This is a genomic window from Klebsiella sp. w6, from assembly GCF_033100215.1.
GTDB classification, from domain to species: Bacteria; Pseudomonadota; Gammaproteobacteria; order Enterobacterales; family Enterobacteriaceae; genus Klebsiella; species Klebsiella variicola.
Window position 1 is genome coordinate 741,114 of record NZ_CP136907.1, and the last position, 24,511, is coordinate 765,624.

The 24,511-nt window shown below is 56.4% G+C and carries 23 protein-coding genes; 12 read left to right on the forward strand and 11 right to left on the reverse strand.

Annotated features, from left to right (window positions below; all coding sequences use genetic code 11):
* Positions 1-21: 21 nt before the first annotated feature.
* The 8 genes from ruvX to metK all read right to left on the reverse strand — a co-directional run bounded on the left by ruvX (position 22) and on the right by metK (position 7,278).
* Positions 22-438 (reverse strand): Holliday junction resolvase RuvX, encoded by a 417-nt coding sequence (gene ruvX / locus R0140_RS03665; protein ID WP_012540565.1) that lies wholly within the window; start codon positions 436-438, stop codon positions 22-24.
* Entirely contained in the window at positions 438-1,001 is a 564-nt protein-coding gene (locus R0140_RS03670; protein ID WP_012540566.1) for a YqgE/AlgH family protein, read from the reverse strand. Before R0140_RS03670 ends, ruvX begins: the two co-directional genes overlap by 1 nt.
* Positions 1,002-1,175: 174 nt before the next feature.
* Positions 1,176-2,126 (reverse strand): glutathione synthase, encoded by a 951-nt coding sequence (gene gshB, locus R0140_RS03675; protein WP_012540567.1) that lies wholly within the window; start codon positions 2,124-2,126, stop codon positions 1,176-1,178.
* Between the two features lie 20 nt (positions 2,127-2,146).
* A complete protein-coding gene (gene rsmE, locus R0140_RS03680; protein ID WP_008806461.1) occupies positions 2,147-2,878 on the reverse strand; it encodes a 16S rRNA (uracil(1498)-N(3))-methyltransferase in 732 nt (243 codons plus the stop codon).
* Between the two features lie 91 nt (positions 2,879-2,969).
* A complete protein-coding gene (gene endA / locus R0140_RS03685) occupies positions 2,970-3,677 on the reverse strand; it encodes a deoxyribonuclease I (protein ID WP_012540568.1) in 708 nt (235 codons plus the stop codon).
* 94 nt (positions 3,678-3,771) lie between these two features.
* Positions 3,772-4,272 (reverse strand): SprT family zinc-dependent metalloprotease, encoded by a 501-nt coding sequence (locus R0140_RS03690; RefSeq protein ID WP_008806459.1) that lies wholly within the window; start codon positions 4,270-4,272, stop codon positions 3,772-3,774.
* Positions 4,273-4,349: 77 nt separating this feature from the next.
* Complete coding sequence (locus R0140_RS03695; protein WP_008806458.1) at positions 4,350-5,744, reverse strand: sugar porter family MFS transporter; 1,395 nt, start codon at positions 5,742-5,744, stop codon at positions 4,350-4,352.
* Between the two features lie 379 nt (positions 5,745-6,123).
* Complete coding sequence (metK, locus tag R0140_RS03700) at positions 6,124-7,278, reverse strand: methionine adenosyltransferase (RefSeq protein ID WP_008806457.1); 1,155 nt, start codon at positions 7,276-7,278, stop codon at positions 6,124-6,126.
* Positions 7,279-7,416: 138 nt separating this feature from the next.
* Between metK and R0140_RS03705 the strand changes: the two genes are divergently transcribed.
* From R0140_RS03705 to speB, 4 genes are all read left to right on the forward strand, one after another.
* Positions 7,417-7,692 carry a hypothetical protein gene (locus R0140_RS03705; RefSeq protein ID WP_136027425.1) on the forward strand — a complete coding sequence of 92 codons (276 nt, stop codon included), beginning with the start codon at positions 7,417-7,419 and terminating at the stop codon, positions 7,690-7,692.
* 287 nt (positions 7,693-7,979) lie between these two features.
* Entirely contained in the window at positions 7,980-8,111 is a 132-nt protein-coding gene (gene yqgB, locus R0140_RS03710) for an acid stress response protein YqgB (RefSeq protein WP_002916578.1), read from the forward strand.
* Positions 8,112-8,119: 8 nt separating this feature from the next.
* On the forward strand, positions 8,120-10,096 hold the full coding sequence (gene speA / locus R0140_RS03715) for a biosynthetic arginine decarboxylase (protein ID WP_008806456.1): 1,977 nt from the start codon (positions 8,120-8,122) through the stop codon (positions 10,094-10,096).
* A gap of 233 nt (positions 10,097-10,329) precedes the next feature.
* Positions 10,330-11,250, forward strand: coding sequence for an agmatinase (gene speB, locus R0140_RS03720; RefSeq protein ID WP_002916572.1), 921 nt, complete (start codon positions 10,330-10,332; stop codon positions 11,248-11,250).
* A gap of 131 nt (positions 11,251-11,381) precedes the next feature.
* Here the strand turns inward: speB and R0140_RS03725 are convergent, their stop codons facing one another.
* Together R0140_RS03725 and R0140_RS03730 are read right to left on the reverse strand one after the other, a co-directional pair.
* Positions 11,382-12,650 (reverse strand): OprD family outer membrane porin, encoded by a 1,269-nt coding sequence (locus R0140_RS03725; RefSeq protein WP_008806455.1) that lies wholly within the window; start codon positions 12,648-12,650, stop codon positions 11,382-11,384.
* 377 nt (positions 12,651-13,027) lie between these two features.
* Complete coding sequence (locus R0140_RS03730; RefSeq protein ID WP_012540572.1) at positions 13,028-13,786, reverse strand: metalloprotease LoiP; 759 nt, start codon at positions 13,784-13,786, stop codon at positions 13,028-13,030.
* 280 nt (positions 13,787-14,066) lie between these two features.
* On the opposite strand from R0140_RS03730, the gene tkt reads away from it, so the two are divergent.
* From tkt to R0140_RS03765, 7 genes are all read left to right on the forward strand, one after another.
* Entirely contained in the window at positions 14,067-16,058 is a 1,992-nt protein-coding gene (tkt, locus tag R0140_RS03735) for a transketolase (RefSeq protein ID WP_012540573.1), read from the forward strand.
* A 384-nt stretch (positions 16,059-16,442) separates the two neighbouring features.
* Entirely contained in the window at positions 16,443-17,471 is a 1,029-nt protein-coding gene (gene epd / locus R0140_RS03740) for an erythrose-4-phosphate dehydrogenase (protein WP_004205289.1), read from the forward strand.
* A gap of 39 nt (positions 17,472-17,510) precedes the next feature.
* Positions 17,511-18,674, forward strand: a complete 1,164-nt coding sequence (gene pgk, locus R0140_RS03745) for a phosphoglycerate kinase (RefSeq protein WP_008806453.1) — start codon at positions 17,511-17,513, stop codon at positions 18,672-18,674.
* A 97-nt stretch (positions 18,675-18,771) separates the two neighbouring features.
* Positions 18,772-19,851: a class II fructose-bisphosphate aldolase gene (gene fbaA / locus R0140_RS03750; RefSeq protein ID WP_008806452.1), complete on the forward strand. Its 1,080-nt coding sequence runs from the start codon at positions 18,772-18,774 to the stop codon at positions 19,849-19,851.
* A gap of 191 nt (positions 19,852-20,042) precedes the next feature.
* Positions 20,043-20,900, forward strand: a complete 858-nt coding sequence (locus R0140_RS03755; RefSeq protein ID WP_012967232.1) for a small-conductance mechanosensitive channel MscS — start codon at positions 20,043-20,045, stop codon at positions 20,898-20,900.
* 151 nt (positions 20,901-21,051) lie between these two features.
* Positions 21,052-21,687: an arginine exporter ArgO gene (gene argO / locus R0140_RS03760; protein WP_032740993.1), complete on the forward strand. Its 636-nt coding sequence runs from the start codon at positions 21,052-21,054 to the stop codon at positions 21,685-21,687.
* Between the two features lie 89 nt (positions 21,688-21,776).
* Entirely contained in the window at positions 21,777-22,544 is a 768-nt protein-coding gene (locus tag R0140_RS03765; protein ID WP_032740992.1) for an oxidative stress defense protein, read from the forward strand.
* A gap of 54 nt (positions 22,545-22,598) precedes the next feature.
* On the opposite strand, the gene argP is transcribed toward R0140_RS03765, so the two are convergent.
* On the reverse strand, positions 22,599-23,492 hold the full coding sequence (argP, locus tag R0140_RS03770; RefSeq protein ID WP_008806448.1) for a DNA-binding transcriptional regulator ArgP: 894 nt from the start codon (positions 23,490-23,492) through the stop codon (positions 22,599-22,601).
* A 167-nt stretch (positions 23,493-23,659) separates the two neighbouring features.
* On the opposite strand from argP, the gene rpiA reads away from it, so the two are divergent.
* Positions 23,660-24,319, forward strand: coding sequence for a ribose-5-phosphate isomerase RpiA (gene rpiA / locus R0140_RS03775; RefSeq protein WP_008806447.1), 660 nt, complete (start codon positions 23,660-23,662; stop codon positions 24,317-24,319).
* Positions 24,320-24,511 lie beyond the last annotated feature (192 nt).

Here is a 24,511-nt window from a genome sequence, read left to right on the forward strand (position 1 = left end):
GGCGGCGCAGGAGAGCAGAGCCTAAAAGCTCTGCTCGAAGTAGCTTTCCAGAATGACCACGGCTGAGGCCGAATCAACGCTACCTTTATTCAGCGCCCGGTAGCCGCCGTGTTCAAATAAGCCTGCCCGAGCCTCCACCGTACTCAGACGTTCATCGTGAAGGACGATCGCGACGCCAAAGCGGCCATGAATTTTATTGGCGAAATTCCGCGCGCGCGCCGTCAGCGGTTGCTCGGTGCCGTCCATATTCAGCGGCAGGCCAACGATCACCGCCTCAGGCTGCCACTCTTTGAGCAGTTTTTCGATGACATTCCAGTCCGGTTTACCGTCCTGCGCCTTCAGCGCCGGTAAAGGTCGCGCGGTTGCGGTGATGCGTTGCCCCACCGCCACGCCGATGCTTTTGGTGCCGAAATCAAAGCCGAGAAAGGTTCCGCTCATCATGCATGCCCCGCGACGCCAGGCATCGTCACAATGTCGATACCAATCAGTTTAGCCGCCTCGCGCCAGCGATCGGCGATGGGCGTGCGGAAGAGAATATTCTGGTCGGCAGGGGCGGTGAGCCAGGCATTATCTAAAATCTCCTGCTCCAGTTGTCCTTTCTCCCATGAGGAGTAGCCCAGCGCAACCAGTACGTTGCCCGGCTGTCTGTCGGTACCTAAGGTTTCAAGAACATCCCGCGAGGTGGTGACTACTGTGTTATCCGAAATGCGGATACTCGAGGAGAAGTCCGAGGGCGGGGTATGCAGAATAAAGCCGCGGTCTTCCGCCAGCGGGCCGCCCAGCATCACTGGTTTATCCAGACGGATCTCCGGATTGCGCGGCTCCGGAACAATCTTGAGCTTCTCAAGGATCCCTTCCACCTGCAGATTTTCCAGCGGCTTATTGATAATAATGCCCATGGCTCCCTCGTCGTTATACTCGCAGATATAGACCACGGAGCGGCGGAAAATCGGGTCCTGAAGCGCAGGCATGGCAATCAGAAAGTGATGCTGTAAATTCATTGTCAGAGGTTCTGTTCCTGGTTCAAAAAGCAACACCCAGTATGCGGGCAAAGTAGAATAGTGTCGATGCACTTTATCTGGCTGGCGCCCGAGTGGCGCCTGGCTGGCGGCGTTTCACGAGCGCGGTCAACCGCGCTCGCTGCGCCATGAGCGGACGTTTATCCGCCCTGGTGTTTATTTGGTGATACGTCTTTCGATAGCGTCCATCAGCATGCCGGTGATCGAAATATCCGGGAAGGCGGCTTCAATCTCACGCACGCAGGTGGGGCTGGTGACGTTAATTTCCGTCAGACGGTCGCCGATGATATCCAGGCCGACGAAGATAAGACCTTTGGCTTTCAGCGTCGGGCCGACGCGGCGGGCAATTTCCCAGTCGCTTTCGGTCAACGGGCGAGCTTCGCCACGGCCGCCGGCGGCCAGATTACCGCGGGTCTCGCCACCCTGCGGAATACGCGCCAGGCAGTAAGGCACCGGCTCGCCGTCCACCACCAGCACGCGCTTGTCGCCATCTTTAATCGCGGGCAGATAGTTCTGCGCCATGCAGTAGCGGCTGCCGAGCTCGGTCAGGGTCTCGGCGATCACACCGAGATTCGGATCGCCGGCTTTGACGCGGAAAATAGAGGCGCCGCCCATGCCATCGAGCGGCTTCATAATGATATCTCCGTGTTTTTCCCAGAAGGCTTTCAGCTGGGCTTTATTGCGGGTGACCAGCGTTTCCGGCGTCAGTTCAGAGAACCAGGCGGTGAACAGCTTCTCGTTACAGTCGCGCAGGCTCTGCGGCTTGTTGACGATAAGCGTGCCTTTCTCTTCCGCCCGCTCCAGGATGTAGGTGGCATAAATAAATTCGGTATCGAACGGCGGATCTTTACGCATCAAAATAACGTCAAGATCGGCCAGCGGCAGATCCTGCTCACCGGTGAAGTCATACCATTTATCGTAGTTCTGTTCGACGCTCAGCGTGCGCGTACGGGCGCGGGCTTCGCCGTTGATCAAATAGAGGTCGTTCATCTCCATATAATGGAGTTCATAGCCGCGACGTTGCGCTTCCAGCAACATAGCGAAGCTGGTGTCTTTCTTGATGTTGATGGTTGCGATGGGATCCATCACGATGCCGAGCTTGATCATGGTTCTTCTCCGTTAACGCCTCAACCTAAGTCGCCAAAACGCACCTGCAGGGCGGTGATGGCGGTGAGCGCAGTAGTCTCTGTACGCAGAACGCGCGGTCCCAACAGGATATCAGTAAACTGGTATTGCGCGGTCATCGCTATCTCTTCTGCCGATAGCCCACCTTCCGGACCAATCAGCAAACGGACGCGTTCAACCGGTAGCGGCAGCGTATTAATGCTGGCGCTGGCGCGCGGGTGCAGGTTGAGCTTCATCCCGCTGTCCTGCTCGGCGCACCACTCTTCCAGCTGCATGGCCGGACGTATTTCCGGTACCACATTACGACCGCTCTGTTCGCAGGCGGCAATAGCGATTTTCTGCCACTGCTGGATCTTCTTCTGCAAACGTTCGGCGTCCAGTTTAACGCCGCAGCGCTCGGAAAACAGTGGCGTTATGAGGCTTACCCCGAGTTCGATCGATTTCTGGATAGTAAATTCCATTTTTTCACCGCGCGACATCACCTGGCCTAAGTGAATATGCAGCGGCGATTCACGATCGTCGGGTTCGCCGCTGAGCACTTCAACCGTGACATTTTTCTTGCCGGCCTCAGTGATGACAGCGTCAAATACCTGGTTACTGCCGTCAAAAAGCTGTAGGTGCTGACCTGCGGTCATGCGCAGGACGCGACCGACGTGGTTGGCCGCGTCATCGCTCAGCGCAATCTGGCTGCCGACAGTGAGGCGTTCTGGATGATGGATGCGAGGAATGCGCATGCTTGATATTCCGTTCGTTGCGCAGATGCCAGCTTCCCGCCACCGGGCGGGAAGCACAGGGCTGCAAATTAACAATTGCCGCTAGTGTAGGTTAGCTCTTTTGCGCCTGGCAAGCCTGCTGGACATACGGATTATGGTTGCCCTGCACTTTCGCGATGCGCTCATCGCGCTCACATTCCCAGGCGGTGACCGGGTACTGTTTATCCCAGGCGGTAAACAATTGAGTTTGCTGGCGGGAAAGATTCAGATGGTAGCGGTCGCGCATATAGAAGTAGGTGCGGGCGATAGCGCCGCGGGCGCGGGCAGGGGGCTCGGCGACTTTATCTTTAAAATCGACCTTCATGGTGCACTGGCCGTACTGGCCTTCACCGCCGTTCCACTGGCTGTACATAAAGTTGCCGCGATCGCCATTGACTTCCCCTACCGCCGGCTGCAGGTTGTGCATATCGCTTTCCATCTTGCGGTACTCCGGATCTTTGGCGCAGTTTTGCCGCCCGCCTTCCTGCCAGCACTGGCGCTGATGGCCGAACTGCCACGCCGGCACCACGTGTTCCCATTCAACCCGGCTGGCGCGGTTCTCATTTTTACGCACTTTATAGCCGCAAGATTCCAGATCGATAACGCCTTTTTTACCCTGCCAGTCGATTTTACAGCCGCAATAAAAGTCGCCCGGAACGTCGGCGTTCACTTTGACGCCAGCGGCCTTGGCCTGGGAAAAACTATTAATACCGGCGGCCGCGAGCGGGCCACTGACTGCCGTGCTCAATACCGCAACGGCTAAAATATGCATACGGGACATCGTTAACTCCGTGTCAAAACGAGCCCGCAACGTAGCGAATGAGGGTGCTGGATGCAATCAGTCAGATCAGAAAGTTTCTAATAAATTCTGATGGTTATTTTTCAGCCACCAGCAGATCGCCGCAGTGAACGCAGCGGTAGGTGGCCTCGCCGCGCACCACCCGGTTATGGCGACGGACGGTGAGCTGATGCTGCTGACAGCGACAGCGGTAGGGGAAGGTGTTCTGGCGGACCGAATCGAGTTCAAAACGGTGGGTGCGACGCGCGGGAACGCCAAGGACGTTCTCCATCATCCATTTCCACTCTTTACCGTGCGGCGCGACGCGGCCAAAGTGCTGCCAGACCAGCAGGTGCGCCAGCTCGTGCGGCACCACTTCATCGATAAACTCCTGCTGATTTTCCAGCAGCAGCACCGGATTTAAACGAATTTCGTTTTTCTCCAGCCAGGCGGTGCCGGCGGAGGTACCGCGCTGCTGGTAGACCAGCGTCGGCTCAGCGTAGCGGCGTTCCAGTTTGAGGTTCGCTTTGGCGAGATGCTCCCGCAGGCTGCGCATCACGGCCTGCTGAATAGCGATGGGAATACGGGGTGTTTTCATAGCGCCAGAGGATAGTGCGACGGGCGGGGGAGAGCAAGAGGAAGCTTCCTCCCGGGAGGGGAGGAAGCTCAGGCGGGTTAGTCGCGGGCGCCGATTTCACGCAGCGGACGACCCTGCATCAGGTTACGTTCAATATGTTCCAGCGAGACGTTTTTGGTTTCCGGAATCAGCCAGATAGTCAGTAGGATAAACAGCACGTTCAGACCGCCGTACACCCAGAAGGTGTTGGCGCTGCCCAGCGAGTTGAGCATGGTCAGGAAGGTGGCGCCGACAATCATATTGGCAATCCAGTTGGTCGCTGTGGAGCAGGTGATGCCGAAGTCGCGGCCTTTCAGCGGCTGGATTTCGGAACACAGTACCCAAATCAGCGGACCGGCGCTCATGGCGAAACCGACGATGAACATCAGCAGCATCAGGACGGCGATGTACTGCGCGGTAGAGGAGTGAATGCCGATGTGCATCATGCTACCCAGCACGCCCATGCCCGCGGCCATCACGATAAAGCCGAGGATCAGCGTTGGTTTACGGCCCCAGCGGTCGACCAGACCGATAGCGATAAAGGTGGCCAGCACGTTGGTCAGACCGACGATCACCGTCCCCCACATCTGCTCGGTGGTGTTGGCATAGCCCGCCAGTTCAAAAATCTTCGGTGCGTAGTACATGATGACGTTCATGCCGGTGAACTGCTGCATCACCTGCAGCAGAATACCGAGGAACACCGCGCGGCGGAAGTTACTGTTGTCTTTGAACAGCGACCAGCCGGACTGTTTCACCTTCAGGCTTTCGCGGATTTCGTCGAGCTCACGTTTCGCTTCGGCGCTGGTATCGCGCAGGCGCAGCAGCACGCGTTCGGCATCGACGAAACGACGTTTGGCGGCGAACCAGCGCGGGCTGTCCGGCAGGAAGATAACGCCGATCAGCAGCAATACCGCCGGAATAATGATCACGCCGAGCATCCAGCGCCACGCGCCGCTGTAGCTGAAAGCGGTGTCAGAGAGATAGGCGCCGAGGATCCCGATGGTGATCATCAGCTGGTACATCGAAATCATACTGCCGCGAATTTTCTCTGGCGCGATTTCCGACAGATACAGCGGAGCCGTGTATGACGCGACGCCCACCGCCAGGCCCAGCAGCACGCGGGAAACCAGCAGGATCTCGACGTTTGGCGCGGCAGCGGAGAACAGAGAGCCGGCGACAAAGAGGATGGCGCCGATCATCAGGCTTTTTTTACGGCCCAGTTTGAAGGAGAGCCAGCCGCTGCCGACCGCACCGACGGCAGCCCCGAACATCATGGAGCTGACCACCCACTCCTGGGTGTGGGCTGAAATCTGGAACTCATTGGCAATAAAGGGTAAGGCACCCGCAATAACACCGATATCAAGGCCGAACAGCAGGCCAGCCAGCGCGGCGAGGAAACAGACGAAGAACGTCATAGTCTTGTTCGAACGCCCTTGTTTTTTGTTGTCAGGCATAACGCCCTCCAGTTGAGTTATTGATTCTGTCGATGGTTAGGGTAGGACACTCGACGGTAAAAAAACGTGATTATAGTCACGGCTGTGTAATCGTTTACACAAAGGTAAAGAAACGTAATCCATTAAATGCTTTTTAAATCAGCAGTATATACAAGGATAGTCGACATTTTGAAAAACGGTAATCGGAGTTGACCGAAACAATATGTAACATTGTGAAAAATACCCGCATGCTATGCCTGTTCTGGAAACAAAGGGGCAGTCATCATAATGTAATCGCTTTCATCGCGTTACCGCGTTCCGCTGAAGCGAGGCGCAGAGGGGAGGGAGACGGAAACAAAAAGGCCAGCGCGAGGCTGGCCTTGAAGAGAGGAAGCAGGGGTTATTTCAGACCGGCCGCTTCGCGCAGCAGAGCCGCTTTGTCGGTTTTTTCCCATGGGAAATGCTCGCGACCAAAGTGACCGTAAGCCGCGGTTTCTTTGTAGATCGGGTGCAGCAGGTCCAGCATCTGAATCAGGCCGTACGGACGCAGGTCGAAGAACTCGCGCACCAGCAGGGTCAGCTGTTCAGAAGGCACTTTCTCGGTGCCAAAAGTTTCCACCATGATCGACGTCGGTTCAGCGACGCCGATAGCGTAGGAGACCTGAATTTCACAACGATCGGCCAGGCCAGCGGCAACGATGTTTTTCGCCACATAGCGCGCCGCGTAGGCTGCGGAACGGTCAACTTTAGATGGATCTTTACCGGAGAACGCGCCGCCGCCGTGACGAGCCATGCCGCCGTAGGTATCAACGATGATCTTACGACCGGTCAGACCGCAGTCGCCCATCGGGCCGCCGATAACGAAACGTCCGGTCGGGTTGATGAAGAATTTGGTCGAAGCGTTCAGCCATTCGGTCGGCAGGGTCGGCTTGATGATCTCTTCCATCACCGCTTCCTGCAGGGATTTCTGATCGATGTCTTCCGCGTGCTGCGTGGACAGAACCACCGCATCGATGCCGACGATTTTGCCGTCGTCATACTGGAAGGTCACCTGGCTTTTCGCATCCGGACGCAGCCACGGCAGGGTGCCGTTTTTACGCACTTCAGCCTGGCGCTGCACCAGACGGTGAGCATAGGTCACCGGCGCCGGCATCAGCACGTCGGTTTCGTTGGTCGCATAGCCAAACATCAAACCCTGGTCGCCTGCGCCCTGTTCCAGCGGGTCGGCACGGTCGACGCCCTGGTTGATGTCCGGAGACTGTTTACCAATGGCGCTCAGAACGGCACACGAGTTGGCGTCAAAGCCCATATCGGAATGCACGTAGCCAATTTCGCGGACGGTGTTGCGGGTGATCTCTTCGATATCAACCCATGCGCTGGTGGTGATTTCGCCGCCTACCAGCACCATGCCGGTTTTGACATAGGTTTCACATGCGACACGCGCTTTCGGATCCTGCTCGAGGATCGCATCCAGCACGGCATCAGAGATTTGGTCAGCAATTTTGTCAGGATGCCCTTCTGATACGGACTCAGACGTAAAAAGGTGTTTTGCCATATTTTATTTCACCTGTGGACGATTCGGATAGCTCATACTGTTGTGTAATGTGGCTTTGGTGGATAATCAGCGCAAAGCCGCGCAGGTAGCGACACGAGCAGTCTGAGTGTTAATCAGTATAGACGGATTAACTTCTGGATGGCTATTTTAGGTCAATTCTTGAGCCCATTTCCAGCCTTTTTTGATGGCGGTCGCATTTATGGGAAAACCCGCCTGGCAAATTTTCCTGACAACCACGCAAACGCACACATTTTTATTTTGCTTTTTACCCTGCTTCTCGGTATAAAACGCCGCGCGCGGCTCATTAAAAAAGCGCACGGGGCATCGCCCTGTGGTGCCACTTCCAGCCGGGTTAAGCAGTCTGTATTTACAGAATCTCGCAGCGGCGTAGCGCCTGTTGCCCGGTATGTATAGCTTTGGCTTGTCGCCGACCCTGTCGCAGGGCGGTGTGGAGGTGATACCAGATAATGAACCAACGTTTTTCGCTTGATTCGTCGCGTCGTTCTGTCGCGCGTCAGCACTCCGCAACCTGCATCTCTCTCATGCAAACCAGCCGATGTTCACCCCATCTCGGCGCTTCTCAGGATTCCAGGGCCGGTCGGTCGTCAGAAAACTGAACAAGGGCGCTCTTGCCTGGCAAGAGTTTTCTCGTGGTTTCTCCGGACTGTCATACTCTGTTCGGCTACGTGTTTTACGATGATATGAATAAGAAACCGGTCGCGCAGTCGCAAAACCAGCAGATAGTGCTGGGCTTTAGGACTGTTCATGGGTTGTTATCGCATCTTTGGACTGCGATAGTAGTTAACTGTCTTACACTTATTATTAAAAATTGAGGTTCGCTATGTCTGACGACATGTCTATGGTTTCGCCTTCGTCAGCAGGCGAACACGGTGTACTACGTTCCATGCAGGAGGTAGCGATGAGCTCCCAGGAAGCCAGCAAGATGCTGCGTACTTATAATATTGCCTGGTGGGGCAATAACTATTATGACGTCAACGAACTGGGCCACATCAGCGTTTGCCCGGATCCGGACGTCCCGGAAGCGCGCGTGGACCTCGCGGAATTAGTCAAAGCCCGCGAGGCGCAAGGGCAACGTTTGCCGGCGCTGTTCTGCTTCCCGCAGATCCTGCAGCACCGCTTGCGCTCGATCAACGCCGCCTTCAAACGCGCGCGTGAATCGTACGGTTATAATGGCGATTACTTCCTTGTCTACCCGATTAAGGTTAACCAGCACCGTCGCGTGATTGAATCGCTGATCCATTCCGGCGAGCCGCTGGGACTGGAAGCCGGTTCGAAAGCCGAACTGATGGCCGTGCTGGCGCACGCCGGGATGACCCGCAGCGTCATCGTCTGTAACGGCTATAAAGACCGCGAATATATCCGCCTGGCGCTGGTGGGCGAGAAGATGGGCCACAAGGTCTATCTGGTCATCGAGAAGATGTCCGAGATCGCCATCGTGCTGGAAGAGGCCGAGCGCCTGAACGTGGTGCCGCGCCTTGGCGTGCGTGCGCGTCTGGCCTCGCAGGGCTCCGGCAAATGGCAATCCTCCGGCGGAGAGAAGTCCAAGTTTGGCCTCGCGGCGACCCAGGTACTACAGCTGGTCGAGATCCTGCGTGCCGCAGGGCACCTTGAGAGCCTGCAACTGCTGCACTTCCACCTCGGTTCGCAGATGGCCAATATTCGCGATATCGCCACCGGCGTGCGTGAATCCGCGCGTTTCTACGTCGAACTGCATAAGCTGGGCGTCAACATTCAGTGCTTTGACGTCGGCGGCGGTCTGGGCGTGGACTATGAAGGGACCCGCTCGCAGTCTGACTGCTCGGTGAACTACGGTCTGAACGAATACGCCAACAACATCATCTGGGCGATCGGCGATGCCTGCGAAGAGAACGGCCTGCCGCACCCGACGGTGATCACCGAATCCGGCCGCGCGGTGACCGCGCACCATACCGTGCTGGTTTCCAACATCATCGGCGTGGAGCGTAACGAATACACTGAGGCGACCCCGCCGGCGGAAGACGCCGCGCGTCCGCTACAGAGCATGTGGGAAACCTGGCTGGAGATGCACGAGACCGGCAACCGCCGCTCGCTGCGCGAATGGCTGCACGACAGCCAGATGGACCTGCACGATATCCATATCGGCTACTCCTCTGGCACCTTCAACCTGCAGGAGCGCGCCTGGGCCGAGCAGCTGTATCTGAACATGTGTCATGAAGTGCAGAAGCAGCTCGACCCGAGCAACCGCGCGCATCGTCCCATCATCGATGAGCTGCAGGAGCGGATGGCGGATAAAATCTACGTCAACTTCTCGCTGTTCCAGTCGATGCCGGATGCCTGGGGGATCGATCAGCTGTTCCCGGTGATGCCGCTGGAAGGGCTGAACAAGTCGCCGGAGCGCCGTGCGGTGCTGCTGGACATCACCTGCGACTCCGATGGCGCCATCGATCACTACGTGGACGGCGACGGGATCGCCACCACCATGCCGATGCCGGAGTACGACCCGGAGAACCCGCCGATGCTGGGCTTCTTTATGGTCGGCGCCTATCAGGAGATCCTTGGCAACATGCATAACCTGTTTGGCGATACCGAGGCGGTGGACGTGTTCGTCTTCCCTGACGGCAGCGTTGAGGTTGAGCTGTCCGACGAGGGCGATACCGTGGCGGATATGCTGCAGTATGTGCAGCTGGATCCGAACACGCTGCTGACCCAGTTCCGCGATCAGGTGAAAAATACCGGCCTGGACGACGCGCTGCAGCAGCAGTTCCTCGAAGAGTTTGAGGCGGGACTGTACGGCTATACTTATCTGGAAGACGAGTAACCAATGATGCCCGGTGGCGTAGCGCTTACCGGGCCTGCGAAGGTAGGCCGGATAAGGCGAAGCCGTCATCCGGCGGAATGCGATACTTACTTGAACCCGTATGCATTACCGGCGATAATTCACGCCAATAAGCGATTTATCTATCAAACCCTTCCTCGTCGGGCCTAACGACGCGGAGGGGTTTTTTTATACTTATTTTTTACGTTCCACGACTGCGAAAAGAGGTCATATCCATGAGCACTTTAGGTCATCAATACGATAACTCCCTGGTATCCAATGCCTTTGGCTTTCTGCGTTTGCCAATGAACTTCATGCCGTATGAAAGCGATGCGGACTGGGTCATCACCGGCGTGCCGTTCGATATGGCGACCTCCGGGCGCGCGGGTGGCCGTCATGGCCCGGCGGCTATCCGTCAGGTTTCCACTAACCTCGCCTGGGAGCACAACCGTTTCCCGTGGAACTTTGACATGCGCGAACGCCTGAACGTGGTGGACTGCGGCGATCTGGTGTACGCCTTCGGCGACGCGCGCGAAATGAGCGAGAAGCTGCAGGCCCACGCCGAGAAGCTGCTGGCGGCAGGCAAGCGCATGCTCTCCTTCGGCGGTGACCACTTTGTTACCCTGCCGCTGCTGCGCGCCCACGCTAAGCACTTCGGTAAAATGGCGCTAGTGCACTTCGATGCCCACACCGACACTTACGCCAACGGCTGCGAGTTCGACCACGGCACCATGTTCTACACCGCGCCGAACGAAGGGCTTATCGATCCGAACCACTCCGTGCAGATTGGTATCCGTACCGAGTTCGACAAAGATAATGGCTTTACGGTGCTGGACGCCGGCCAGGTTAACGACCGCAGCGTTGATGACGTCATTGCCCAGGTGAAGCAGATCGTCGGCGACATGCCGGTGTACCTGACCTTTGATATCGACTGTCTGGATCCGGCGTTTGCGCCAGGCACCGGGACCCCGGTTATCGGCGGATTGACCTCAGACCGGGCGATCAAACTGGTGCGTGGCCTGAAGGATCTGAACATCGTGGGGATGGACGTAGTGGAAGTCGCTCCGGCCTACGATCAGTCCGAAATTACCGCTCTGGCGGCGGCGACTCTCGCTCTGGAAATGCTCTACATCCAGGCGGCGAAGAAGGGCGAATAAGCCGGGTAACCCCGACCCTCTCCCTTCCCGGGAGAGGGTTGCGCGCGGCACAGAGGGGTTATCAAGGCGCCGGGCGAGTGCTCCTGTGCGCCGGGAGAGGGCCGGCGCGCAGGAGAGGGGTCATTATCGCGTCAAAACACGTTAAACGGATATTCGACGTAGAACCGGACTTCATTCCCGCTGACGTTATAGTCGCTGGCGTTGCTGGAAACGCGCAGCACCGAATAGCGTAGTCTGAATTTCAAATCTTTCGCCACGCCGTTTTGTACCTGGTATTGAACCTGGTTGAACCATTCGTGTTCTTTGCCGTTGCTGGTCTCTGAAGTTTTAATGTTATCACCGCGCACATAGGCGGTGGTCCAGGTCAGCCCCGGTAATCCCAGCCCGGCAAAATCCAGTCCGTACGATGCCTGCCAGGAGCGTTCATCTTCCCCGTTAAAATCAGACCAGTAGGAGTTGGCCAGCCAGATGGTGTTCCCGCCATCGCCGACGCCGCCCTGGTTCTGGTAGCCGCCGTAGTGGTAACCGGTGCTGCCGCTGCTTTGCTGATAAGCGACTTTAAAGGTATGAATATCCCAGATGTAGCTGGCGGCCAGGCTCCAGATGCTATTGCTGCGACCGGTGTCATTGGCATCGGCATATTCTTGATCCAGGCGTGAGTTATAGCCGTTGAAATCGAGAACCAGCTGTTGGTTGGCGGCGAACGGCTGCTTATAGTTCAGGCCAAGATACTGTTTGTTCAGCACATCTTCGACGTGTGACGCGTACAGCGCGCCGCTGAGCTGGTCGTTGAACCGGTAGCTTGCCCCGCCGAAGGTCAGGCTTTTCAGGCCGCTGTTATGGCTGTCGTCGCTTTTGCGCTGCTGGTCGGTGAGATAACCGGCGTTAATTTCCAGGCCGTCGATTTCGCGCGAGGTGAGCATGGTGCCGGTATAGCTCTCGTACAGCAGGCGTGAATCGTCAGCGTAGACGATGGGCAGCATCGGCCGCTGGCTGCCGTAGCTGAGCACGGTATTCGAAAAGCGCATTTTGCCGGTAGCGCCGAATTTGGCGAGGTCGGATTTCGCGCGGCCGTCGTCATCCTGGGCGAAAAAGTCGATCCCGCCCGCGCCGCTGCGCCCGCGACCGCCGTCAAGGCGCACCGCATACTGGGCGATACCGTCCACGCCAAAGCCGACCGGTCCCTGGGTAAAGCCCGATTCGAAGGTGGCGATAATCCCCTGGCCCCATTCGGCTTTATCCGGCAACCCATCGCGATAATCACGTTTGATATACGCGTTACGCAAAAAGAGATCCAGATGGCTGTCGTCAATAAAGCCCTGACTGGCGGATTGTTGGCTGGCGAAAGTCGGCGTGGCGGCAATAATGCCAAGTGCGATTAACGATAATTCTTTTTTCACTGAAGGCACTTCTCTGTCTGTCGATATATTCAAGGGAATCACTGCAGTCGCGATATTCTCCTGAAATAATGTCGAAAGCAATCATTGTGTGAGCAATGGTATCGCCAGGAAACAAGCTGTGTGGCGCACGCCGGCTGCGTTTGGCGAAGAGGGGTGGACTATTTATTATCTGGAGGAACGCGGTTCTGAAAGGCGGATTGTGTACGCTGTTTTTTATTTGCCAAATAATATCTTGCTGAGTGACAGCGCTTAAAATAATTGGCTGTGACGAGGTGCAGCAATAATTAACGGTTTGTGCGCTTAAGTTATCAATTCATGCGGCTAAATATTTTTACAGGGATATAAAAAAGGGAGGCGATAATGCCTCCCGCTGTCGATTATTTAATCCCGTCGGCTTTCATGCGATCGCGAATATGCTGGGCGCGAGCTTCGGAGGCCGGGTGATCGTCAAACATCGAGCTCTGACGACCGGCTTCCAGCTTGGCCAGTTTTTCGAAGCTGGTGGCCAGTCCCGACGGATTGATGCCGCGCTTACGCAACAGGTCATAAGAGTAGTCATCCGCTTCCGATTCCTGACGCTGGGAGAACTGCGAGTTCACCAGTTTTTCGCCTAAATCGCCCAGCTGCGACTGCGACAGGCTGCCGACGATGCCGCCGGCGGAGGCCGCCGCCGCACGCACGGCGTTGGTCCCCAGCGCGACCTGCATGCCTTTCTTCACGTGGCCCAGCGCAACGTGACCCATTTCGTGGCCGATAACCGCTTCAACTTCATTATCGTTCATCAGGTCCATCAGCCCGCTGTAAACGCGGATGCAGCCGTTCGCCATCGCGAAGGCGTTCACATCCTTGGTCTCATAGACCTTGTAGTTCACTGGCTGGCCATTGATGTTATCGCCCAGCGCGGTCGCGATTTTGCTCAAACGCTGGCTGTATTCACTGCTGGCCGGGGCGATTTTCGCTTTGGCGTCCATCTCTTTACAGGCCTGGTCGCTTAAGGTTTTCACCTGCGCGTCGCTGAGGGAGTACGCCTGGAAGGCTTCGGCGCCTGAGCTGAGCAGACCATTGGAGTCCATGTTCTGACATCCGGTGAGGGTTGCTGCGATCCCAAGAGCAAGTACGGTTGAGCGAATTTTCATTTTTTTATCTTCCACAATCTTATGGTTGTTTATCCGACAATACGGCGACGGCAGGGAACCGTATTCTGCGTAAATTATAAAGAGTATCGCAGGATGCGGGCGAGCGGATTCCGGGGTAGCACAACCTGTTCCAGAGATTTCTTAAAGGGCAAAAGGATGCTCCATGTACATGACTTGTCGCTTGGGTTACATTGTTCACACTTTTTTCCGGCGTAGCCCAAAACGCGCTCTCGTCAAGTCGTTAAGGGCATGGCCTTCAACAGTCCGAACTGGAGTCAAAATGTCCTCACGTAAAGAGCTTGCTAACGCTATTCGTGCGCTGAGCATGGACGCTGTACAGAAAGCCAAATCCGGCCACCCGGGGGCCCCGATGGGTATGGCTGACATTGCCGAAGTGCTGTGGCGTGATTTCCTGAACCATAACCCGAACAATCCGGCCTGGGCTGACCGTGACCGTTTTGTGTTGTCAAATGGCCATGGTTCGATGCTGATTTACAGCCTGCTGCACCTCACTGGCTACGATCTGCCGATTGAAGAGCTGAAAAACTTCCGCCAGCTGCACTCCAAAACCCCGGGTCACCCGGAAGTCGGCTACACCGCGGGCGTGGAAACCACCACCGGTCCGCTGGGCCAGGGTATCGCTAACGCGGTCGGGATGGCTATTGCCGAGAAAACTCTGGCGGCGCAGTTCAACCGTCCGGGCCACGATATCGTCGACCACTACACCTACGCCTTCATGGGCGACGGCTGCATGATGGAAGGCATTTCTCATGAAGTGTGCTCCCTGGCCGGTACTCTGAAACTGGGCAAACTGGTGGCCTTCTATGATGACAACGGCATCTCCATCGACGGCCACGTTGAAGGCTGGTTCACCGACGATACCGCGAAACGCTTTGAAGCCTACGGCTGGCACGTGGTACGCGGCGTTGACGGTCACGACGCTGACGCCATCAAACGCGCAGTAGAAGAAGCGCGTGCAGTTACCGACAAACCGTCCCTGCTGATGTGCAAAACCATCATTGGTTTTGGTTCGCCGAACAAAGCCGGTACCCACGACTCCCACGGCGCACCGCTGGGCGACGCCGAAATCGCCCTGACCCGCGAAGCGCTGGGCTGGAAACACGCGCCGTTTGACATCCCGTCTGACATCTATGCCCAGTGGGATGCCAAAGAAGCCGGCCAGGCGAAAGAAGCGGCGTGGAATGAGAAGTTTGCTGCCTACGCGAAAGCCTTCCCGCAGGAAGCGGCCGAATTCACCCGTCGTATGAAAGGTGAAATGCCGTCTGACTTCGACGCCAAAGCTAACGAGTTCATCGCGAAGCTGCAGGCTAACCCGGCGAAAATCGCCAGCCGTAAAGCGTCGCAGAATGCTATCGAAGCCTTCGGCCCGCTGCTGCCGGAATTCCTCGGCGGCTCCGCTGACCTGGCGCCGTCCAACCTGACCCTGTGGTCTGGTTCTAAGCCGATCAACGAAGACACCGCGGGTAACTACATTCATTACGGCGTGCGTGAATTTGGTATGACCGCTATCGCCAACGGTATCGCGCTGCACGGCGGTTTCCTGCCGTACACCTCCACCTTCCTGATGTTCGTGGAATACGCGCGTAATGCGGTACGTATGGCCGCGCTGATGAAACAGCGTCAGGTGATGGTCTACACCCACGACTCCATCGGTCTGGGTGAAGACGGCCCGACTCACCAGCCGGTAGAGCAGGTGGCTTCCCTGCGCGTGACGCCGAACATGTCCACCTGGCGTCCGTGTGACCAGGTTGAATCCGCGATTGCGTGGAAATATGGCGTAGAGCGTCAGGACGGCCCGACCGCGCTGATCCTCTCCCGTCAGAACCTGGCGCAGCAGGAGCGTACCGCAGAGCAGCTGGCAAACGTCGCTCGCGGCGGTTACGTGCTGAAAGATTGTGCCGGCCAGCCGGAGCTGATCTTCATCGCCACCGGTTCCGAAGTAGAGCTGGCGGTTGCCGCGTGGGACAAACTGACTGCCGAAGGCGTGAAGGCGCGCGTGGTCTCCATGCCGTCCACCGACGCGTTCGACAAGCAGGATGCCGCTTATCGTGAATCCGTACTGCCGAAAGCCGTTTCTGCCCGCGTCGCGGTAGAAGCCGGTATCGCGGACTACTGGTTCAAATACGTTGGCCTGAACGGCGCTATCGTTGGCATGACCACCTTCGGTGAGTCTGCGCCGGCTGAGCAGCTGTTCGAAGAGTTCGGCTTCACCGTCGACAACGTGGTCGCTAAAGCGAAAGCGCTGCTGTAATGGCTGGTACGGTGCGGGCTGATGCCCTCACCCCAACCCTCCCCCACAGGAGAGGGTGCAAACACCAAAAACGGTAACCCCTGGGTTACCGTTTTGCTGTTACCTCGCCACCCGGCTTTTTGTATGCACTATTCTTCGAACATGTAACCACCCTGTGAATTATTCCAAAAGAAATGTGACACAAGTCATATAGCTGGTTTATTGCGCTGGACAAACATTCCTTTTATTCCTTGTTTCGCTTATTCTAGCTGAAGCGTTTCAGTCGTTTAAATGTTCGACAATTAATCAATCAGTCGCAGTTTGCAGCTGGTAAGGTTCCCCTCAGAGCGTTGCTGGATTACTCTGTCAGCCACCTCAAAAAAGGGTCAGCCTTGCAGGAGATCTATGACCATTCGCATCGCGATTAATGGCTTCGGTCGTATTGGACGCAACGTGGTTCGTGCGCTATATGAGTCCGGGCGTCGTGCGGAAATCACCGTGGTGGCAATCAATGAGCTGGCGGATGCGGCAGGGATCGCGCATTTGTTGAAATATGATACCAGCCATGGCCGCTTCGCCTGGGATGTCCGTCAGGAGCGCGAACAGCTGTTTGTTGGCGATGATGCCATCCGCCTGCTACACGAGCCGACCATTGCGGCGCTGCCGTGGCGCGAGCTGGCGGTAGACGTGGTGCTCGACTGTACCGGCGTATATGGGAGTCGTGAACACGGCGAAGCCCATCTGCAGGCTGGCGCGAAGAAAGTGCTCTTCTCCCATCCTGGCGGCAACGATCTCGACGCGACGGTGGTCTATGGCGTCAATCAGGATGAGCTCCGCGCCGAGCACCGCATTGTCTCCAACGCCTCCTGCACCACCAACTGCATTATTCCGATCATTAAACTGCTCGATGATGCCTATGGCATTGAGTCCGGCACCGTCACCACCATTCATTCGGCGATGCATGACCAGCAGGTGATTGACGCCTACCATCCGGATCTGCGGCGTACCCGCGCGGCCAGCCAGTCGATCATTCCGGTGGATACCAAACTGGCGGCAGGGATCACCCGTATTTTCCCGCAGTTTAATGACCGTTTTGAAGCGATTGCCGTGCGGGTGCCGACGATAAACGTGACGGCAATTGACCTGAGCGTGACGGTGAAAAAACCGGTAAAAGCATGTGAAGTCAACCAGTTGCTGCAAAAAGCAGCACAAGGTGCATTTCATGGTATAGTTGACTATACGGAATTACCGTTGGTCTCGACAGATTTTAACCACGATCCGCACAGTGCTATTGTTGATGGCACGCAAACCCGGGTCAGTGGCGCGCATCTGATCAAAACGCTGGTCTGGTGCGATAACGAATGGGGCTTTGCTAACCGAATGCTCGACACGACGTTAGCGATGGCGGCTATTGGTTTCAGGTTCGACGCATAAACGTCGACAAAACTTTATGAATCAACGAGAGGATTCACCATGTCTGTAATTAAGATGACCGATCTGGATCTGGCTGGTAAACGCGTTTTTATCCGTGCGGATCTGAACGTACCAGTTAAAGACGGGAAAGTAACCAGCGACGCACGTATCCGTGCATCTCTGCCGACCATTGAACTGGCGCTGAAGCAGGGCGCGAAAGTCATGGTTACTTCTCACCTGGGTCGTCCGACCGAAGGCGAGTACAACGAAGAATTCTCTCTGCTGCCGGTTGTTAATTACCTGAAAGACAAACTGTCCAACCCGGTACGTCTGGTTAAAGACTACCTGGACGGCGTGGAAGTGGCTGCCGGTGAGCTGGTGGTTCTGGAAAACGTTCGCTTCAACAAAGGCGAGAAAAAAGACGACGAAGCGCTGTCCAAAAAATACGCCGCGCTGTGCGACGTGTTCGTGATGGATGCTTTCGGTACTGCGCACCGCGCGCAGGCTTCCACCCACGGCATCGGCAAATTTGCTGACGTGGCGTGCGCAGGCCCGCTGCTGGCCGCTGAACTGGACGCGCTGGGTAAAGCGCTGAAAGAGCCGGCTCGTCCAATGGTCGCTATCGTGGGTGGTTCTAAAGTGTCCACCAAACTGACCGTGCTGGATTCCCTGTCTAAAATCGCTGACCAGCTGATCGTCGGCGGCGGTATCGCCAACACCTTCGTTGCTGCCCAGGGCCACAACGTCGGTAAATCCCTGTACGAAGCAGACCTGGTTGATGAAGCTAAGCGCCTGCTGAGCACCTGTGATATCCCGGTTCCGACGGACGTTCGCGTCGCGACCGAGTTCTCCGAAACCGCAACGGCAACCCTGAAATCTGTTAACGACATCAAAGATGACGAGCAGATTCTGGACCTTGGCGACGTTTCCGCACAGAAACTGGCCGACATCCTGAAAAACGCCAAAACCATCCTGTGGAACGGCCCGGTTGGCGTATTCGAATTCCCGAACTTCCGTAAAGGGACTGAAATCGTGGCTAACGCTATCGCGGACAGCGAAGGTTTCTCCATCGCCGGCGGCGGTGACACCCTGGCAGCGATCGACCTGTTCGGCATCGCTGACAAAATCTCCTACATCTCCACTGGCGGCGGCGCATTCCTTGAATTCGTCGAAGGCAAAGTCCTGCCGGCAGTAGCGATGCTCGAAGAGCGCGCTAAGCAGTAATTCAGTTCAGGCGGGGAAACCCGCCTGTTTTTCAGCGCGCTTAAGGGCTCGCGAACCTTCTTCAACGGTCGAAGATACAGATACAGGACTAAGTAACATGTCTAAAATTTTTGATTTCGTAAAACCGGGCGTCATCACTGGCGACGACGTTCAGAAAGTGTTCCAGGTAGCGAAAGAAAACAACTTTGCACTGCCGGCGGTAAACTGCGTAGGTACTGACTCCATCAACGCCGTTCTGGAAGCTGCTGCGAAAGTTCGCTCTCCGGTTATCGTTCAGTTCTCTAACGGCGGCGCCGCGTTCATCGCAGGTAAAGGCGTGAAAACTGACGTTCCTCAGGGTGCTGCTATCCTCGGCGCTATCTCTGGCGCGCACCACGTGCACCAGATGGCTGAGCACTACGGCGTGCCGGTTATCCTGCACACTGACCACTGCGCGAAGAAACTGCTGCCGTGGATCGACGGTCTGCTGGACGCCGGTGAAAAACACTTCGCCGCTACCGGTAAACCGCTGTTCTCTTCTCACATGATCGACCTGTCTGAAGAGTCCCTGCACGAAAACATCGAAATCTGCTCTAAATACCTGGCGCGCATGGCCAAAATGGACATGACCCTGGAAATCGAACTGGGTTGCACCGGCGGCGAAGAAGACGGCGTGGACAACAGCCACATGGACGCTTCCGCCCTGTACACTCAGCCGGAAGATGTGGATTACGCCTACACCGAGCTGAGCAAAATCAGCCCGCGCTTCACCATTGCCGCTTCCTTCGGTAACGTACACGGCGTGTACAAACCGGGTAACGTGGTTCTGACTCCGACCATCCTGCGCGACTCTCAGGAATATGTTTCCAAGAAACACAACCTGCCGCACAACAGCCTGAACTTCGTCTTCCACGGCGGTTCCGGTTCTTCCGCTCAGGAAATCAAAGACTCCGTCAGCTACGGCGTAGTGAAAATGAACATCGATACCGACACCCAATGGGCGACCTGGGACGGTATCCTGCAGTACTACAAAACTAACGAAGCTTACCTGCAGGGCCAGCTGGGCAACCCGAAAGGCGAAGACCAGCCGAACAAGAAATACTACGATCCGCGCGTATGGCTGCGTGCTGCACAGACTTCCATGGTGACCCGTCTGGAGCAGGCATTTAAAGAGCTGAACGCGATCGACGTTCTGTAAGAAAAATCTGTTTCTTACCCTGAAGCCCGCAGCAATGCGGGCTTTTTTATTACTTTAACAACAGGATAGCGTGCAGGAAAACTGTGATCCATTTGGCAAAACGTGCACTTATTGTTTACCCTATAACCTGACTGCCCTGTTGCAGGCTGAGTTATTTACTTCCCCGTTCGGGGATTCATAAGGAATGTTAAATGGAAGATTTGAACGTTGTCGATAGCATCAACAACGCCGGGACGTGGCTGGCACGCAACCAGGAGCTGCTGCTGAGCTATGCCGTCAACATCGTGGCGGCGATCGTTATCCTGGTCATCGGGATGATCGTGGCGCGCATCGTCTCTAACACCGTCAACCGCCTGATGCTGGCGCGTAAGATTGATGCCACCGTTGCTGATTTTCTCTCGGCGCTGGTGCGTTACGCGGTTATCGCCTTCACCCTGATTGCCGCCCTGGGCCGGGTAGGCGTGCAGACCGCCTCGGTCATTGCTGTGCTGGGTGCCGCCGGTTTGGCGGTGGGTTTAGCACTGCAGGGATCGCTGTCGAACCTTGCCGCAGGCGTACTACTGGTGATGTTCCGCCCGTTCCGCGCGGGTGAATATGTCGATCTCGGCGGTATCGCCGGCACCGTGCAGAACGTGCAGATTTTCTCCACCACCCTGCGTACCGCAGACGGCAAAATCGTGGTGGTGCCGAATGGCAAAATCATCGCCGGCAACATCATTAACTTCTCCCGCGAACCGGCGCGCCGCAATGAGTTTATCATTGGCGTATCCTACGATGCCGATATCGACAAGGTGAAGCAGCTGCTGACCTCGATTATCGAATCTGACGATCGTATTCTGCGCGATCGCGAAATGACCGTACGCCTGAACGAACTTGGCGCCTCATCGGTGAACTTCGTGGTTCGCGTGTGGAGCAAAAGCAGCGATCTGCAAAACGTCTACTGGGACGTGCTGGAGCGTATTAAGCGTGATTTCGACGCTAACGGCATCAGTTTCCCGTATCCGCAGATGGATGTTCATGTGGTACAACTGCCGGAAAAAGCAGAGTAAATCATCACTGACAGAGTCAGGCCGGCCATGCCGGCCTTTTTTAATGGCTCACTATTAGCTTAGCTTATTAATGATTAATACTTTCAATTTCCGCTAATAATCCATTCGCGTTATAGTCAGCGCCACTCTCGAACACAGCGGAAAAATCCTTATGTTTACCTATTACTTTCAGGGCCTTGCCCTGGGAGCGGCAATGATTTTGCCGCTTGGCCCGCAAAATGCTTTTGTGATGAATCAGGGGATCCGTCGTCAGTATCACCTGATGATTGCCCTGCTGTGCGCGGTCAGCGACCTGCTGTTGATCTGCGCCGGTATTTTTGGCGGTAGCGCGCTGCTGATGCAATCCCCATGGCTGCTGGCGATAGTGACCTGGGGCGGCGTGGCCTTTTTGTTGTGGTATGGCTTCGGCGCACTGAAAACGGCGTTCAGTCAGAATCTTGAGCTCGCCAGCGCCGAGGTGATGCAGCAGGGGCGCTGGAAAATCATTATAACTATGCTGGCGGTCACCTGGCTGAACCCGCATGTTTACCTGGATACCTTTGTGGTGCTGGGCAGCCTGGGAGGGCAGCTGGCGGTGGAGCCGAAGCGCTGGTTTGCGCTGGGGACCATTAGCGCCTCTTTCCTGTGGTTCTTTGGCCTGGCGCTGTTAGCCGCCTGGCTGGCGCCGCGGCTGCGTACCGCCAAAGCCCAGCGGCTCATCAATATTGTGGTCGGCGCCGTCATGTGGTTTATTGCGTTTCAGCTGGCAAAAGAGGGCGTCGGCCATATCCTGGCGTTGCTCAACTAAGCGTTGTCCGATGGACTTTCCTGCTGTACGCGCTAAGCTTGCTGGCATGCGTCCCGTAAGGGCGATTTAAGTAACATGGAGAAACGACAGTGAAGTTAAAAGTCTTAGCCCTGGCGGCAACACTCGGATTTAGCACAATGGCGGTACAGGCCAGCGAATTGCCGGACGGTCCGCACATTGTGACTTCAGGCACAGCAAGCGTTGCGGCGGTTCCGGATATCGCTACCCTGGCGATCGAAGTGAACGTCGCGGCGAAAGATGCCGCATCGGCGAAAAAGCAGGCAGACGATCGCGTCGCGCAGTATCTCTCTTTCCTCGAAAAGAGCGGTATCGCCAAAAAAGACATTAGCTCGGCGAATCTGCGTACCCAACCTGATTACGACTATCAGAACGGGAAAAGCATTCTGAAAGGCTATCGCGCGGTGCGCACCGTCGAAGTGACGTTGCGCCAGCTGGATAAACTTAACGGCCTGCTGGACGGCGCGCTGAAGGCGGGACTGAACGAAATCCGCTCCGTTTCGCTGGGCGTTGCGCAACCGGATGCCTACAAGGATAAGGCGCGTAAAGCGGCGATCGATGACGCGGTGCATCAGGCACAGGAGCTGGCGGTTGGCTTCCACAGCAAGCTGGGGCCGGTCTACAGCGTGCGCTACCACGTCTCCAACTATCAGCCGAGCCCGATGGTGCGTATGATGAAGGCCGCTGACGCTGCGCCGGTTTCAGCCCAGGAAACCTACGAGCAGGCGACTATCCAGTTTGACGACCAGGTTGACGTGGTCTTTGAGCTGCAGCCAGCTCAGGCCGCCGCGCCAGCTGCGCCGGCGAAACCGGCGGAAGAGCCGAAACCAGCGCAGTAAGCGATAGAAACAAAAAAGCCACTTCCGGGAAGTGGCTTTTTTTATGCCGGGGATTTAATCCTGACGCAGCACTTTGTGGCCGTAATCAATAAGCGCATCGGTCACCCGGCGCATCATGCGGCTTTCCGGCGCAAAGCGGTGCCAGTACAGCATACGACGCTGGAACAGACCGGGCGTGAGGTCAATAAGCTCGCCGCTTTTCAGCTCTTTTTCGATTTGCAGATGCGGGATCATACAGCAGGTAGTGCCCTGGCGCGCCAGCTGCACGAAGGCTTCTGATGAGTTAACGATGTGGCAGGGGACGCTACCCGGCGGCAGGTCGAAGTTTTGCTGCAGGAACGCCTGATGCATATCGTCCAGATGATCAAAGGCGACGACCGGCGCTTTCAGCAGCGCAGAACGCGTCACGCCGTTCGGGAAATAGCGTTGCGCAAACTCTTTTGAGGCGACAAACAGGTAATCGAGCGCGCCGAGCTGATCCACCAGACAGCTTGGCAGCGCCTGCGGCTGGATACTCACTGCGCCCACCACTTCCCCACGGCGCAAGCGCTCCTGGGTGCGGGTTTCATCTTCCACCTGCAGGTTAAGACGAATAGGGGAGTCTGACAGAACATTGGCCAGCGCCGGCAGCAGCCAGGTAGCCAGACTGTCGGCGTTCACCGCCAGCGACAGCAGCAGCGGCGTGGAGCCGGTCTGCTCGTCGCCCAGCCACTCTTCTTCCAGCAGTTCAACCTGGCGTAACAGGGCCAGCAGCTTTTGCCCCTGCTCGGTGGGGCGTGGCGGCACGGTGCGCACCAGCAGCGGCTGACCGAACATATTTTCCAGCTGCTTAATACGCTGTGAGACGGCGGACTGGGTAATACATAGCTTCTGCGCGGCGCGCTCAAATCCTCGTTCCCTAATCACCGCATCCAGCGCTTGTAGTGTCCTGTAGTCCGGTCGTTTCATTATTCTGGCGTGCCCCCATAACTAATCGTTATCTCGCACTATGACATAAATTTTTATTTGATACAGACGAAATTGGTCTGCTCAGTTGTGTGATCTGCATCGCAGGGACATTTCCACTGTCGATGTTCTATAATGCGCCACAGGCATTCACATCTCGGACCATAATTATGACGCAGGATGAACTGAAAAAAGCAGTAGGTTGGGCGGCGCTGCAATACGTACAGCCAGGGACCATTGTCGGCGTAGGCACCGGCTCGACGGCGGCCCATTTTATTGACGCGCTGGGCACGATGAAGGGGCAGATTGAAGGCGCGGTCTCCAGCTCCGATGCCTCTACCGAAAAGCTCAAAAGCCTCGGGATCCCCGTCTTCGATCTCAACAGCGTCGATCGCCTGGGGATCTATGTTGATGGCGCGGATGAGATCAACGGCCATATGCAAATGATCAAAGGCGGCGGCGCGGCGCTGACCCGTGAGAAGATCATCGCTTCGGTCGCCGATAAATTTATCTGCATCGCCGATGCCTCCAAGCAGGTTGATATTCTCGGCGCATTCCCGCTGCCGGTTGAAGTCATTCCGATGGCGCGCAGCGCCGTCGCGCGTCAACTGGTCAAGCTGGGCGGTCGTCCGGAGTACCGTCAGGGCGTGGTGACCGATAACGGCAACGTCATCCTGGACGTGCATGGCCTGGAAATTCTTGATGCTGTCGCGCTGGAGAATGCCATCAACGGCATCCCTGGCGTCGTGACCGTAGGGCTGTTCGCCAACCGCGGGGCCGACGTGGCACTGATCGGTACGGCCGATGGCGTGAAAACCATCGTAAAATAGTCTGTCCGCAGGGAGCCAGTCGGCTCCCTCGCAAATATTTTTTCACCTGGTGCAATTTGGTGACTTCTGTCACATTTATGCAACCATTCTGATTAACACGCTACCATTAATCTTCTTTCTGGTGTTTTGTCCTGTCATTTCCCTCTGGATGACATTTCTTCAGGACGGCGACGCAAACGTTCATATTGCCGC

Excerpts from the sequence above, each read along its gene's own strand:
- fbaA (WP_008806452.1), top strand. The coding sequence starts at position 18,772 with ATGTCTAAAATTTTTGATTTCGTAAAACCGGGCGTCATCACTGGCGAC.
- rpiA (WP_008806447.1), top strand. The coding sequence starts at position 23,660 with ATGACGCAGGATGAACTGAAAAAAGCAGTAGGTTGGGCGGCGCTGCAA.
- rsmE (WP_008806461.1), bottom strand. The coding sequence starts at position 2,878 with ATGCGCATTCCTCGCATCCATCATCCAGAACGCCTCACTGTCGGCAGC.
- R0140_RS03705 (WP_136027425.1), top strand. The coding sequence starts at position 7,417 with ATGGCTATTTTAGGTCAATTCTTGAGCCCATTTCCAGCCTTTTTTGAT.
- tkt (WP_012540573.1), top strand. The coding sequence starts at position 14,067 with ATGTCCTCACGTAAAGAGCTTGCTAACGCTATTCGTGCGCTGAGCATG.
- R0140_RS03690 (WP_008806459.1), bottom strand. The coding sequence starts at position 4,272 with ATGAAAACACCCCGTATTCCCATCGCTATTCAGCAGGCCGTGATGCGC.
- pgk (WP_008806453.1), top strand. The coding sequence starts at position 17,511 with ATGTCTGTAATTAAGATGACCGATCTGGATCTGGCTGGTAAACGCGTT.
- gshB (WP_012540567.1), bottom strand. The coding sequence starts at position 2,126 with ATGATCAAGCTCGGCATCGTGATGGATCCCATCGCAACCATCAACATC.
- R0140_RS03695 (WP_008806458.1), bottom strand. The coding sequence starts at position 5,744 with ATGCCTGACAACAAAAAACAAGGGCGTTCGAACAAGACTATGACGTTC.
- speA (WP_008806456.1), top strand. The coding sequence starts at position 8,120 with ATGTCTGACGACATGTCTATGGTTTCGCCTTCGTCAGCAGGCGAACAC.
- metK (WP_008806457.1), bottom strand. The coding sequence starts at position 7,278 with ATGGCAAAACACCTTTTTACGTCTGAGTCCGTATCAGAAGGGCATCCT.
- endA (WP_012540568.1), bottom strand. The coding sequence starts at position 3,677 with ATGTCCCGTATGCATATTTTAGCCGTTGCGGTATTGAGCACGGCAGTC.
- ruvX (WP_012540565.1), bottom strand. The coding sequence starts at position 438 with ATGAGCGGAACCTTTCTCGGCTTTGATTTCGGCACCAAAAGCATCGGC.
- yqgB (WP_002916578.1), top strand. The coding sequence starts at position 7,980 with ATGAATAAGAAACCGGTCGCGCAGTCGCAAAACCAGCAGATAGTGCTG.
- R0140_RS03670 (WP_012540566.1), bottom strand. The coding sequence starts at position 1,001 with ATGAATTTACAGCATCACTTTCTGATTGCCATGCCTGCGCTTCAGGAC.
- argO (WP_032740993.1), top strand. The coding sequence starts at position 21,052 with ATGTTTACCTATTACTTTCAGGGCCTTGCCCTGGGAGCGGCAATGATT.
- R0140_RS03730 (WP_012540572.1), bottom strand. The coding sequence starts at position 13,786 with ATGAAAATTCGCTCAACCGTACTTGCTCTTGGGATCGCAGCAACCCTC.
- epd (WP_004205289.1), top strand. The coding sequence starts at position 16,443 with ATGACCATTCGCATCGCGATTAATGGCTTCGGTCGTATTGGACGCAAC.
- argP (WP_008806448.1), bottom strand. The coding sequence starts at position 23,492 with ATGAAACGACCGGACTACAGGACACTACAAGCGCTGGATGCGGTGATT.
- R0140_RS03755 (WP_012967232.1), top strand. The coding sequence starts at position 20,043 with ATGGAAGATTTGAACGTTGTCGATAGCATCAACAACGCCGGGACGTGG.
- speB (WP_002916572.1), top strand. The coding sequence starts at position 10,330 with ATGAGCACTTTAGGTCATCAATACGATAACTCCCTGGTATCCAATGCC.